Origin of the sequence: Oceanobacillus sp. E9, assembly GCF_001741975.1 — a bacterium.
GTDB lineage: Bacteria > Bacillota > Bacilli > Bacillales > Amphibacillaceae > Oceanobacillus > Oceanobacillus kimchii.
The window spans coordinates 393,208-405,777 of sequence record NZ_LSNA01000005.1; the positions used below are offsets into that span (position 1 = coordinate 393,208).

Annotated in this window: 12 protein-coding genes and 6 tRNA genes; 16 read left to right on the forward strand and 2 right to left on the reverse strand. The window is 33.1% G+C overall.

Annotated elements, in window-relative coordinates:
• Positions 1-19 precede the first annotated feature (19 nt).
• From AQ616_RS05575 to AQ616_RS05590, 4 genes are read left to right on the forward strand one after another with little or no spacing between them, the layout of a single operon-like run.
• Positions 20-757, forward strand: coding sequence for a tRNA (adenine(22)-N(1))-methyltransferase (locus AQ616_RS05575; RefSeq protein ID WP_017797055.1), 738 nt, complete (start codon positions 20-22; stop codon positions 755-757).
• Positions 729-1,847: a Nif3-like dinuclear metal center hexameric protein gene (locus AQ616_RS05580; RefSeq protein ID WP_069685248.1), complete on the forward strand. Its 1,119-nt coding sequence runs from the start codon at positions 729-731 to the stop codon at positions 1,845-1,847. The genes AQ616_RS05575 and AQ616_RS05580 overlap by 29 nt, the downstream gene beginning before the upstream one ends.
• Before the next feature lie 27 nt (positions 1,848-1,874).
• Positions 1,875-3,173, forward strand: coding sequence for a DEAD/DEAH box helicase (locus tag AQ616_RS05585; protein ID WP_069685356.1), 1,299 nt, complete (start codon positions 1,875-1,877; stop codon positions 3,171-3,173).
• Positions 3,174-3,197: 24 nt separating this feature from the next.
• Positions 3,198-4,091, forward strand: coding sequence for a deoxyribonuclease IV (locus AQ616_RS05590; protein ID WP_017797052.1), 894 nt, complete (start codon positions 3,198-3,200; stop codon positions 4,089-4,091).
• Positions 4,092-4,132: 41 nt separating this feature from the next.
• Here AQ616_RS05590 and AQ616_RS05595 read toward each other — a convergent pair whose 3' ends face one another.
• The gene (locus AQ616_RS05595) at positions 4,133-4,417 is read right to left on the reverse strand and encodes a DUF2624 domain-containing protein (protein ID WP_017797051.1); all 285 of its coding nucleotides are present in this window, start codon (positions 4,415-4,417) and stop codon (positions 4,133-4,135) included.
• Positions 4,418-4,577: 160 nt separating this feature from the next.
• On the opposite strand from AQ616_RS05595, the gene AQ616_RS05600 reads away from it, so the two are divergent.
• Positions 4,578-4,946 (forward strand): hypothetical protein, encoded by a 369-nt coding sequence (locus tag AQ616_RS05600; protein WP_017797050.1) that lies wholly within the window; start codon positions 4,578-4,580, stop codon positions 4,944-4,946.
• Between the two features lie 148 nt (positions 4,947-5,094).
• Here AQ616_RS05600 and AQ616_RS05605 read toward each other — a convergent pair whose 3' ends face one another.
• Entirely contained in the window at positions 5,095-5,418 is a 324-nt protein-coding gene (locus tag AQ616_RS05605; protein ID WP_017797049.1) for a hypothetical protein, read from the reverse strand.
• A gap of 80 nt (positions 5,419-5,498) precedes the next feature.
• Here AQ616_RS05605 and AQ616_RS05610 point away from each other — a divergent pair, with 80 nt between their 5' ends.
• The 11 genes from AQ616_RS05610 (at position 5,499) to AQ616_RS05660 (ending at position 12,513) form a co-directional block, all read left to right on the forward strand.
• On the forward strand, positions 5,499-6,137 hold the full coding sequence (locus AQ616_RS05610) for an NfeD family protein (RefSeq protein WP_017797048.1): 639 nt from the start codon (positions 5,499-5,501) through the stop codon (positions 6,135-6,137).
• A 328-nt stretch (positions 6,138-6,465) separates the two neighbouring features.
• The gene (locus AQ616_RS05615) at positions 6,466-8,091 is read left to right on the forward strand and encodes a Na/Pi cotransporter family protein (protein WP_069685249.1); all 1,626 of its coding nucleotides are present in this window, start codon (positions 6,466-6,468) and stop codon (positions 8,089-8,091) included.
• Positions 8,092-8,681: 590 nt separating this feature from the next.
• Complete coding sequence (locus AQ616_RS05620; protein ID WP_069685250.1) at positions 8,682-9,017, forward strand: SCP2 sterol-binding domain-containing protein; 336 nt, start codon at positions 8,682-8,684, stop codon at positions 9,015-9,017.
• Positions 9,018-9,609: 592 nt separating this feature from the next.
• A tRNA-Asn gene (locus AQ616_RS05625) sits at positions 9,610-9,684 on the forward strand.
• A 1-nt stretch (position 9,685) separates the two neighbouring features.
• A tRNA-Met gene (locus AQ616_RS05630) sits at positions 9,686-9,762 on the forward strand.
• An 11-nt stretch (positions 9,763-9,773) separates the two neighbouring features.
• Positions 9,774-9,849 (forward strand) — tRNA-His (locus AQ616_RS05635).
• 19 nt (positions 9,850-9,868) lie between these two features.
• Positions 9,869-9,945, forward strand: a tRNA-Ile gene (locus AQ616_RS05640).
• Between the two features lie 12 nt (positions 9,946-9,957).
• Positions 9,958-10,050: transfer RNA gene (locus tag AQ616_RS05645), tRNA-Ser, on the forward strand.
• Positions 10,051-10,278: 228 nt separating this feature from the next.
• A tRNA-Phe gene (locus AQ616_RS05650) sits at positions 10,279-10,351 on the forward strand.
• 169 nt (positions 10,352-10,520) lie between these two features.
• Complete coding sequence (gene sodA, locus AQ616_RS05655; RefSeq protein ID WP_069685251.1) at positions 10,521-11,132, forward strand: superoxide dismutase SodA; 612 nt, start codon at positions 10,521-10,523, stop codon at positions 11,130-11,132.
• A gap of 106 nt (positions 11,133-11,238) precedes the next feature.
• Positions 11,239-12,513, forward strand: a complete 1,275-nt coding sequence (locus tag AQ616_RS05660) for an MFS transporter (protein ID WP_069685252.1) — start codon at positions 11,239-11,241, stop codon at positions 12,511-12,513.
• The last annotated feature ends 57 nt before the right edge of the window (positions 12,514-12,570 follow it).

A 12,570-nucleotide genomic window follows, 5' to 3' on the forward strand; every position in this document is an offset into this window, starting at 1 on the left:
GTAGAAGGTGAATAAGGTAATGGGTAAGAGAGTTAGTTTATCAAATCGTTTAAAAAAAGTAGCATCTTATCTTCCTGAAAATGCGAACTTTGCTGATATTGGATCAGATCATGCATATTTAGCTGCATATGTTTGCCAGAACAACCCAAATGCTAAAGCAATTGCCGGGGAAGTCAATATTGGCCCTTTAGAAAGTGCGAAAGATACAATTAACGAATATGGACTGCAAAATCAAATCGATGTTCGTTTAGGAGATGGTCTAGAAGTTATTAGACCAGGGGAAATCAAACAAATTGTAATTGCAGGTATGGGTGGGTCGTTAATTACATCTATACTAAATCAGCATAAAGAAATTGCTTTAGAAGTGGATAGAATGGTGTTACAGCCTAATGTAGATGCTAAAGAATTACGCCAGTGGTTAGATGATCACAAATATCTGTTGATAATGGAAGAAATTATAGAAGAACAAGGTCATATTTATGAGATTTTAGTTGCAGGGAAGGACAAATCAATTAAATCTCCTTATAATGATCTGGAAAAAGAAAAGCAATTATACTTTGGTCCATACTTATTACAAGACAGAAATGATGCATTTATGAAAAAATGGCAGATAGAGAGAGAGAAATTAGAACGTATAGTTAAACAGATGAAGCAAGCAAAACAGATCGATCACGATAAAATTAATCTATTTACAAAAGAATTGGAATGGATGCGGGAGGTCTTAAACAATGAAAAAAACAACATGGAAACACGCTGATTTTTTTCAAGCAATGGATGTTTGGGCACCGAAACATTTAGCCTATGATTGGGATAATGTAGGTCTACAAATAGGAACTTATAACGCTATTACGAGTAGGGTTCTTATTACATTAGATGTTACTGAAAAAGTCGTAGATGAAGCAATAGAAAAGGGCATAAATTTAATTATTGCGCATCATCCACTCTTATTTCAGCCATTAAAACAAATTAATATGGATACACCTAAGGGAAGAACAGTTCAAAAACTAATAAAGAATGATATTACTGTATACGCATCTCATACGAATTTAGATGCAGCAGATGGCGGAGTTAATGATATGTTAGCTAAAGAGTTAAAACTTATTCATCCAACGCCATTAGTTTCAGTATATAATGAGAAGAATTATAAAGTAGTTATTTATGTTCCAACAAGCCACTTGGAAAAGATTCGACAAACATTCGCTGATTCTGGAGCAGGTCATATTGGAAATTATAGTCATTGTACATTCCAAAGTCCGGGGCAAGGGACATTTAAGCCATTGAATGGTACTAATCCATACATTGGGGAAGAAAATAAAATAACACATGTTGACGAATATAAAGTTGAAACAATTGTTCCTGAAAGTAAACTTTCAGATGTTATAATGTCAATTCTCCATGCGCATCCTTATGAAGAACCCGCTTATGATATTTATGCTTTAGAAAATGAAACTACAGATTTTGGAATTGGTCGTATAGGCAACTTAACAGAGCCAAGCACATTAGATTCTTTTATTCAAACGGTAAAAACTCAATTTCAGCTCGAAGGAATCCGTATTTCAGGAAATAAAGATAAAATAATTAAACGAGTAGCTATTTTAGGAGGAAGTGGCGAAAGATATGTTTCCCATGCTATGCGTCAAAAAGCAGATGTGTATATCACTGGAGATATGACTTTTCATATGGCTCAGGACGCAGCTGAAATGGGATTAACTGTTATAGATGCTGGACATTATATTGAAAAAATTATGAAATATTATACAAAACAAACGTTAGCACAAACAATGAATTTGGACAAAGATTTTATAGAGATATCTGAAATAAATACTGATCCATTTCAGTTTGTATAGATGAAGATAGGAGGTCATTACGTGGGTATGAAATTTGAAGATTTACAATTAAACCCCATTGTAAATGATGTTATTGAGCGATTAAAATTTAAAAAACCTACAGAAATTCAGGAAAAAGTTATTCCTGCTATAATAAAAGGTGATAGTGTAGTAGGACAATCTCGCACAGGATCTGGTAAAACGCATGCATTTTTATTACCTCTTTTTCACAAATTAGAAAGTGATAGAAATGAAGTTCAGTTTGTGATAACCGCACCTACTAGAGAGCTAGCAACGCAATTATATGATGAAGTAAGAAATATAATTACCCTAGCTGATAAGACGAATGAATGGAATGCAAAGTTACTAGTTGGTGGTACAGATAAACAAAAAATGACAGATAAATTAAAGACACCCCCTCATATTATCGTAGGAACACCAGGTAGAATTTTAGATCTTGTTAAAAGTGGAGCTGTGTCTATATATTCAGCAAAATCTTTTGTTGTTGATGAGGCAGACTTAATGTTAGATCTTGGATTTATTGAAGAAGTCGATCAATTATTAGTTCGATCGAAACAAGATATTCAGTTGCTTGTTTTTTCTGCAACTATTCCACAACGGTTACAGCATTTTTTCAAAAAGTATATAAATAATCCATTAATTATAAAAATTAATGAACACTTTTCACCAGAAAAAATGGAGCATAGATTAATTCGAAAAAAACATCGAAATGAAGCTGAAATTATTTGGGAAATTTCTCAGTCCATAAATCCGTACCTTACACTTATATTTACAAATGGTAAAAAACAAGCAAATGAACTTGCAGATGAATTATTAGATTATGGATTAGAAGTAGGAGTTATTCATGGAGGTTTAACCCCTAGAGAAAGAAAACGAGTTTTAAAGGAAATTCAAAATCTTAGATATCAATACGTTGTGGCTACTGATTTAGCTGCGAGAGGAATTGATATTAAAGGTGTTAGCCATGTTATAAACGCTCAAATTCCAAAAGAAGAAGCTTTTTATATTCATCGAGTTGGTAGAACTGCTAGAGCTGGTTTAGAAGGAACAGCCATAAGTATATATGATGACAATGATTTGTTATTAATTCAACGATTAGAGCAAAAAGGCTTAATATTTGAATTTGTAGAAGTGAAAAATGGAGAATGGAAAACAGATCCTTCGTGGAATGAACGACAACGTCGTCAACAAGTAGATACTTCCATCGATAAAGAGGCTTGGAAACGAGTATCTAAACAGAAAAAAGTAAAACCTGGTTATAAGAAGAAGCAAAAACGCCAACAACAAGAGATCAAACGACAATTAACTAAAAGAAAGAAAAAGTAGGGTAAGGAAAGAGGAGGAATCAAAATGGTAAAGATTGGTTCACACGTTTCAATGAATGGCAAAAAAATGTTACTAGGCTCAAGTGAAGATGCTGCTCTATATGGAGCAAATACCTTTATGATATATACAGGAGCCCCTCAAAATACAAGAAGAAAACCTATAGAAGAGTTGAATATTGAAGCAGGGAAAGAACATATGGAAGCTAATGGAATTCAAGATATTGTTGTACATGCACCATATATAATAAATATTGGTAATTCTATCAAGCCTGCGACTTTTGAGTTGGGAGTTAATTTTTTAAAAAATGAAATTGATCGTACAGAGGCATTAGGTGCTAAACAAATTGTACTTCATCCAGGAGCACACGTTGGAGAAGGTGCTGAAAAAGGAATTCCGAAAATAATTGAAGGTTTAAATGAAGTTCTTGATCCAAATAGTACTGTCCAAATAGCATTAGAAACGATGGCTGGAAAAGGTTCTGAAATAGGACGTACGTTTGAAGAATTAGCTCAAATTATTGATGGAGTAACTCACAATGACCGTCTATCTATTTGTATGGATACATGTCATATTCACGATGCGGGTTACAATGTAGTAGAAGATTTTGATGGAGTATTAGAGCATTTTGATAAGATCATTGGTATAGATAGATTAAAAGTTATCCATGTGAATGATAGTAAAAATGAGCAAGGTGCCCATAAAGACCGTCATGAAAATATTGGCTTTGGTTATATCGGCTTTGATGCTTTACACAAAGTAGTTCATCACCCACAATTATCAGATCTACCTAAGATTTTGGAAACACCATTTGTAGGTATGGATAAGAAAAATAAAAAACCTCCTTATAAACATGAAATAGAAATGTTAAAAGAAGGTAATTTTGATAATCAATTAAAAGATAAAATATTGGAAGCGTAAATTAGTGAAGTTGATTATAAATCTTTATGATCAGCTTCTTTTTAATTAAAGAGATGTCCTAATCCGTAAGATTGAATAACTTCATCCATTAAAGCTTGAGCTTGTTGCGCTGTCTGTGGATCTGTAATCGAAGATAATTCATGAAACATACGATCACGGTCACTTGCTTTAAATGGATCAGGGGAATTGGTTCTCAAATAGTTAATGATTTGTCTTGCTTGGTGTTCAGTTATGTGAAAATTATACTGTTTGCTGTAATGTAGTAACTCACCAACCGTCAAATTGCGTACTTTACTTTTAACCATTTCTTTAATAAAAAATGACATATTCTTCTCTCCTTTTCACACTCATATATAGATATGCAAAAAAATAAAAAATGACAACATTTAAGATTGGATAGATAACCACATTTTAACAGTTTCGAATAGTAACTGTCTCCATAAAATAAGGTCGTATCAAAATATACGTTGGAGGGAGGATTTTATGATGGAAGATGAAAGAAAAAATCATACAGAGGATGCACCGCATTATGGGGATGATGAACATCCTTCTTTTATTGGACATGACTTAGATAGTAAGAGAAATGAAGAATATGCACAAGAATTTACTGCTGATGATCTAAGGGATAGCGAAGTTCCAGAAGAAGACGCAAATCCAGGGACATTTTATGGTTGGGCAGGGATCGCGCTAGCCTTGATTTCATTCTTTGTTTGGCCAATAATATTAGGGTCTGCAAGTATCATCTTCGGTTTTGTAGCTAGAAGTAGAGATATAGATGTACTTGGAAATATCGCAATTGGATTAGGAGTAATTTCAATGGTGATGTCTTTATTCGTTATCCCGTTTCTTTTTTAAGGCTGTTCAATCAGCCTTATTTTTTTACTTAGAAAATGACAAAATTTGTATACTATATACAACTAATTAGCTTGACAGCCACGTCCAGCCCAAACGCTCAGAAACTAGGCGATTTCGTGAAGTCGTTCTAGTTCTTTTAATACATTTTTTACTCTTTCTCTAAAGGAAAATAATAAACATGATCTATTTTTATTTCAGTTGGTTCTGTAGTTGGATTTAAATTCCGAAATTCTTTCAGCAGTTTGTCGATTTTAATCTCTGAGGTTCTTCCTTGATGCAGGCTTTCGATTATGCTTAAAACGGTATCTCCAGGTAGTACTTTTACTGGTATGATATTAAATTGGGCATGTTGACTTCGAACACTTGGTTCTTTTGTAAAATCGTTATTATTAATATTAGTTAAATCTTGAAATATACTTATGAGAACCAATATAATTAATATGGATAATAATAATTTTTTAAAGGGATGCATAGTTGTCTTGTCTCCTTTTATGAAACCTTTTTGTACTTAGATCGTAATTATAGATAGAGAGAGGAAGGGGCGAGTAGAGTATGGATTTATTTGATGTACAATGGATTGGTTTTCTTGCGTTATTTTTAGGAACATTATTCTTATTAGGTGAAGTATTAGTAAATATGCGTGGAATATTTGGTTTATTAGGAATTGGATTTATTTCTGTTTATTTTACAGCTTATTTAGATACAGACTCAGTCTTACTTATCGTTATTGTTTATTTTATTGGTTTATTACTAATAATTATTGACGGGAAAATTGTTAATGATGGAACTCTTGCAACACTGGGTCTTGGTACAATGATTGCTGCTGTAGCGCTACCACAACCAGATTTAGCAAGTGGGTTATATGCAGTTATTGCGCTACTTTTCGGTACAGGATTATCATTGGTATTTTTAAAAGTTTTTAAACGTAGGAAAATGTGGACAAAATTAGCTCTTATGGATCAGTTAACGAAAGAAGCAGGATACAGTTCATTATCAAAAGAGTATGAAGATTTATTAGAAACAGAAGGAGAAGCACTAACAGACTTTAGACCTTCAGGTACAGTTGAGATAAATAAGAAACATTATAGTGCAGTAACCGGCGGACAATGGTTAGAAAAAGGTTCAAAAGTGAAAGTGGTAGAAGTTGATGGAACCAAAATTCGAATTGAAAAAATAGATTATAGTGAGTAGATAAGTTTTAAATCCCGAAATTAAATCTTTCTTTTTGATAAAAGAGGTTTGATTTCGGGATTTTTGTGCTACAAGTAAATGAATTATAAAAATCTGATTTTGTAGCTTTTTGTAATTGGAAATTAATTATAAATGAAAGGGCACATATAAAGAAATAATTGTACAAAAATAAGGTAACTAAAGCTGTCATTAATAATTTGTAAAGAAATGTTAAGAGTATGTAAATTTTTCAAAAGTACCTTTACAAAGAGTATAATATCATCAATAATGGATAAGGCACAAAATTCTACAAGAAAAAACATAAGCCTTAGAAGGGATGAAGTAATACGTGGATATCGATGTACAAACACTATTAATTGAATTTATCGGAGGTTTAGGAATATTCCTGCTAGGTATTAAATACATGGGTGATGGTTTACAAAAATCAGCAGGCGATCGTCTTCGAGATATTCTGGATCGCTTTACAAGCAATCCGTTTCTAGGAGTACTCGCTGGTATAATTGTTACTGTACTTATACAAAGTAGCTCCGGAACAACAGTATTAACTGTTGGGCTGGTAAATGCAGGTTTTATGACTTTAAGACAGGCTATTGGGGTAATTATGGGTGCCAATATCGGTACTACAGTAACTGCATTTATCATTGGTATTGATTTAGGTGAATATGCATTGCTTATAATGGCTCTTGGTGCTTTCTTATTATTCTTCTTTAAGAAACCAATCGTCAATGCAGCAGGACAAGCTGTATTTGGTTTTGGTTCCCTCTTCTTTGGTTTAGAATTAATGAGTAGTGGAATGTCGCCACTTCGCTCTTTAGAAGCGTTTCATGAACTTACTGTATCAATGAGCGAAACTCCAATCTTAGGAGTAGTAATTGGAACGGTATTTACATTAATTGTTCAAAGTTCATCTGCAACAATAGGGATATTACAAGGATTATATTCTGAAGGCGCAATTGAATTAGGCGCTGCTCTACCAGTATTATTTGGGGATAACATAGGAACAACAATAACTGCAATTATTGCTAGTATTGGTGCATCTGTAGCTGCAAAAAGAGCGGCATTAACTCACGTAACTTTTAATTTAATAGGAGCAACTGTCTTCTTATTACTGTTAATACCATTTACAAATTATGTTGCATTTTTACAGGATTGGCTCAATCTAAATCCAGAAATGACAATTGCTTTCGGGCATGGAAGTTTTAATATTGCTAATACAATTGTACAATTTCCATTTATAGCAGCTCTTGCCTGGTTTGTAACTAAACTTATACCTGGTGATGACACAATCATTGAATATAAACCAATGCACTTAGATCCAATATTCATCCAACAATCTTCATCTTTAGCATTGGATCAAGCAAAAGCTGAAGTTGTAAGAATGGGTAGCTATGCGCATAAAGGTCTTGAAGAAACACATTTATATGTGACAACACAAAATGAAAAGAATTCTGAGATGGCGTTGCAAGTTGAAGGTGCCTTAAATAATCTAGATAGAAAAATCACGGATTATTTAGTTGAAATTGCGTCAACATCTTTATCAGAAGTTGAAAGTGCTGAGCACACTGCTCTTATGAACACTGTACGAGACATTGAACGTATAGGTGATCATTTTGAGAATATAGTGGAATTGATTGATTACAAAATGTCAAACAAAGTAATTTTAACAGACCAAGCTATGGAAGACTTAAATAATATGTTTGATTTGACTGCTATGACAGTAAAACAGGCAATTGAATCATTAGAACTTAAAGATAGAGAAGCAGCACTAGAAGTTATTCAAAAAGAAGATCAAATTGATAAAATGGAGCGCAAATTCCGTAAAAGTCACATCATTCGTATGAATGAAGGTCTATGTAACGGATCAGCAGGTATTGTCTTTGTTGATATTATTAGTAACCTTGAAAGAATTGGCGACCATGCTGTGAATATTGCAGAGAATGTATTAGGTGAATAGGAAAATTAATTATAAAAAATCGTAGAGAGGTGAAAACTTCTCTGCGATTTTCTTTATAAATAATAAATTTACTATTAATTTTTAGGTATTACTTTTTTGTAGGCTAGTACAGGTTAAAAATGAAGACAATTTTTATTTTTTACATACTATTCATATGCAGAAAACGCGATTATTTGACCATTTTTATATAGTGAATCATCAGTTAAATGTACCAAAATAATGTCTTAAAAAATTAGTGAATGCGCTTGAATTTGATTCATTAAGAAGTGTTTCTATATAATTTATTCTTAACACTTAAGTCCATATCATCTTAAGTTATTTGGTATTAAAGCCGAATGTTTCATTGGTAGATTCCAATTGCAGACAGTTCCATTTTAGTAGGTACGGATAAGAATTAATTTTTCCTATTACTGAAACATTTCATTAGTTATTCGTTATTTAATTAAACTTGCCAATTATGAAATTGACTCATGTTAGCAATCAACTAATTTTAATTTTTTTGCCGTAACCAATAAATAATGATGTTAGATAAATTTGTCTTTTCAGATCAATCTGGTATTAGTAATATAGAAGTAAAGGAGGGTTATTAAATGGGGGAGATAGAGAAATTAGTAGAAGAATTAGAAAATCAATTAAAGATTAATCCGGAGATTGTGAATGAAATTGAAAGTGTGGTAAAAGTGTCTTTAAAAGATACAAAGGAAGAGTATATTCTCTTTCTAAAAGGAAAAAATCCTTATGTTACTCAAGAAAAAATAAATAACGTAGATTGTCTGATTCAAATAGATACAAAAGATTTCATTAAACTTGCAAACAACAAATTGAATACGACTATGGCTTATATGACGGGAAAATTAAAGGTGAAAGGTAATATCGCCATAGCACTTAAATTACAGGAAATACTTCAAAAATATAATGCATATTAATTAATGAAACAGAAAAGTTTTGATTGAAATTTTAAATAGTGTCTATGAATTTGAATAGCTTCCTTTATCACAGTCAAGCTCAAGCTCAACTAGGGAAAGTTTATTCTTCCTAGTTGATTTTGATTTGTTTCGCCATATTCTCCATGTAGTTCAGTTGTTGTAGCAAAGATTAACCTCCATCAAGTTTCAATTCTTCAAACTTAATTTACTGAACTCTTTAATCTGTGTATCAATTCTATAATTACTAAGAGTGGTTTATTAATGTATAGGAAGTATTAGGGAAGTAGAACCTGGCCTTTAACTTACGCTATTTCTACCCAATATATATAGTATAATAAACTAATATATTGAAGTAGGAAATATTCAAAATAAAAGAAATTTGACCGGGTTTAACTGAAAAAAATAAAAAAATGCATAATCTATTAAAATTTATGTTGAAATATGAAAAAAAACGTGCTATTATAAATTTTGCAGTCGAAAAACGAAATAAAAACTTTTGCAAAGACGCAAAAAAATGTTTGACAGATTTTGTTAAACATGATAAATTATATTTCGTTGCTGTTATTACATAAACAAGACTTTTAATGATTATTCCACAGTAGCTCAGTGGTAGAGCAATCGGCTGTTAACCGATCGGTCGTAGGTTCGAATCCTACCTGTGGAGCCATGGCGGTGTAGCTCAGCTGGCGAGAGCGTACGGTTCATACCCGTGAGGTCGGGGGTTCGATCCCCTCCGCCGCTACCATATAAATCATGGCGGTCGTGGCGAAGTGGTTAACGCACCGGATTGTGGCTCCGGCATTCGTGGGTTCAATCCCCACCGGTCGCCCCATGATTAAAATTAAGTAGAAGGACCCTTAGCTCAGTTGGTTAGAGCTATCGGCTCATAACCGATCGGTCGCAGGTTCGAGTCCTGCAGGGTCCACCATTTAACCAATTCGGAGGTATACCCAAGTCCGGCTGAAGGGATCGGTCTTGAAAACCGAGAGGCGGGTCAAACCGCGCGGGGGTTCGAATCCCTCTACCTCCTCCATACATATTTTACATCGATTATAGCGTGTAGCTTAGTCGGTAGAGTTACAAGTGTAACTTCTAGTGATGTAGACTTCTCTCTATAAACTTGAAGATGCAGGTGTTATCACTTAGTAAAAACAATTGTAGTGTGGAAGTGTGACTTACTGATGAAAATTTGATATAAGAACGGTATATAAATTAATATCAGAATTAGTTTAAATTAAATTAGTTAAAATTAATTTAATATGGCTTGGTAGCTCAGTCGGTAGAGCAGAGGACTGAAAATCCTTGTGTCGGCGGTTCGATTCCGTCCCGAGCCACTTTTAAAAACAAGCAAAAGCTTGTTTTTTTGTATTTGAAGATGAAATCGAATACAAAACATTGGAAATATAAAGCATATCGTTTGCAACTGCTTAAAAGCTTTGATAATCTTTTTACTATAAAGGGACATAAACCTTTACATCATTTATTTTGAGGAGGAAGATAAACATGGCAAAATTTGAATTACCTGAATTACCATATGCATATGATGCATTGGAGCCAACAATCGACAAAGAAACAATGAACATTCATCATACGAAACACCACAACACGTATGTAACTAAATTAAATGATGCATTGGAAGGACAGGCAGATCTTCAAAGTAAGTCTGTAGAAGAATTAATAAGCAATCTCGATGCAGTCCCTGAAAGTGCAAAAACTGCAGTACGCAACAACGGTGGCGGACATGCTAACCACAGTCTATTTTGGAAGTTACTATCACCAAATGGTGGCGGTGAGCCAACAGGTGAATTAGCTGATAAAATTAATGCTAAATTTGGCTCATTAGACAAATTCAAAGAAGAATTTGCAGCAGCTGCAGCAGGACGTTTCGGTTCTGGCTGGGCATGGCTAATTGTTAACAACGGAGAACTAGAAATTACAAGCACACCAAATCAAGATTCACCATTAATGGATGGTAAAACTCCAATTTTAGGACTTGATGTTTGGGAACATGCTTATTACCTTAAGTATCAAAATAAACGCCCAGAATACATTTCAGCATTCTGGAATGTAGTTAATTGGGATCAAGTAGCGAAAAACTACGAAGAAGCTAAGTAATATACAACTATAAATTAAAACACGTGAAATGAATTTCACGTGTTTTTTTTGTATAGATACGCCTCCTTCGCAAAAAATAAAGTTTGAAAAGAAGGAGTCGTTTATGATGTTCCAACAAATAAACAATTATTATCAAAAACATAAAATTGAAAATCGTGACTTAGTTATTCTTTTATTGATTGGTGGATTATATTCAGGAGGTATTTTCTTATCTAATACATTTGTTAACGTTTATATCTGGAAACAATCTGGAGAATTAATAACAATAGCTAATTATAATTTAGCTAGTTATATTTTCCAGGCACTTGCGTTTGTATGGGCAGGGAAGTTATCCAAAGCCATTGATCGCATACTTATTTTACGCGTTGGTATACTATTTCTTTGCCTATTTTTTGTTTGTGTCTTGTTTATTGGGGAGTTGGCAGCTTATTATAACTTTATACTAGGGTGCTTAATCGGTATTGGTTACGGATTTTTTTGGTTAGCATTTCATGTTATGACTTTTGAAATTACGGAGCCGGATACAAGAGATATGTTCAATGGCGTGTTCGGCATTTTAAGTTCATTTGCAGGTATGGTTGGCCCATTATTAGCAGGCTTTATCATTGCGAATATGGTAGATGATGTCGGATATAATGTAATCTTTGGAATTTCTTTTCTGTTGTTCGCTTGTGCAGTGATCGCGAGTTTTTTCATCGTAAGAAAAGGGTCAAAGGGATTATTTGCTATAAAGCATATAGCAAAAGAAAGGAAAAGAAACAAAAATTGGAAAAGGGTTTTACATTCTCATTTTTTTCAAGGATTAAGAGAAGGTATTTTTGGGTTTTATATCACAATTTGGGTGTTTCTCGTTACAAATAGTGAACTCGCCCTTGGGACGTTTAATATGTTTTTATCCGGTTTATCGATTGTCTTTTATCTAATTGCAGCAAAATATATTAAACCACATTTAAGGAAAAAATCGATATTAGTAGGTGGATTGTTATTATTTGCTTCCATATTTATCATCATTTTTGAAGTGAATTATACATTATTGATGGTATATGCTGTAGTTATAGGGGTTGCCTATCCAATCTTGAATGTACCATTTGTTTCGATGACTTTTGATGTAATTGGAAAAGCATACAAAGCTGCTGAAATGCGTGTGGAATATATAGTTATACGAGAAATCTTCTTAAATTTAGGCAGAGCATTATCGATAACTGTTTTTATACTAGGGATTATATTTTTTGAAGAAGAACAAATTATCCCAACTTTGCTGATTGTTTTTGGAGCTGGTCACCTTGTTATTTATTTCCTCATTAAAAATATCCATATAGGAACCAAAAAACCAAAAGAAATTTTAATAAAAGAGCAAATTACAGACGAAAAAAAACGTTAATTATGGTAAAATCAAACAGAGGAAAATATTGTACTAAATTATTGGGGGAGAAGAGAT

Coding starts and splice junctions, on each gene's coding strand:
- AQ616_RS05575 (WP_017797055.1), top strand. CDS start 20: ATGGGTAAGAGAGTTAGTTTATCAAATCGTTTAAAAAAAGTAGCATCT.
- AQ616_RS05580 (WP_069685248.1), top strand. CDS start 729: ATGAAAAAAACAACATGGAAACACGCTGATTTTTTTCAAGCAATGGAT.
- AQ616_RS05585 (WP_069685356.1), top strand. CDS start 1,875: ATGAAATTTGAAGATTTACAATTAAACCCCATTGTAAATGATGTTATT.
- AQ616_RS05590 (WP_017797052.1), top strand. CDS start 3,198: ATGGTAAAGATTGGTTCACACGTTTCAATGAATGGCAAAAAAATGTTA.
- AQ616_RS05595 (WP_017797051.1), bottom strand. CDS start 4,417: ATGTCATTTTTTATTAAAGAAATGGTTAAAAGTAAAGTACGCAATTTG.
- AQ616_RS05600 (WP_017797050.1), top strand. CDS start 4,578: ATGGAAGATGAAAGAAAAAATCATACAGAGGATGCACCGCATTATGGG.
- AQ616_RS05605 (WP_017797049.1), bottom strand. CDS start 5,418: ATGCATCCCTTTAAAAAATTATTATTATCCATATTAATTATATTGGTT.
- AQ616_RS05610 (WP_017797048.1), top strand. CDS start 5,499: ATGGATTTATTTGATGTACAATGGATTGGTTTTCTTGCGTTATTTTTA.
- AQ616_RS05620 (WP_069685250.1), top strand. CDS start 8,682: ATGGGGGAGATAGAGAAATTAGTAGAAGAATTAGAAAATCAATTAAAG.
- sodA (WP_069685251.1), top strand. CDS start 10,521: ATGGCAAAATTTGAATTACCTGAATTACCATATGCATATGATGCATTG.
- AQ616_RS05660 (WP_069685252.1), top strand. CDS start 11,239: ATGTTCCAACAAATAAACAATTATTATCAAAAACATAAAATTGAAAAT.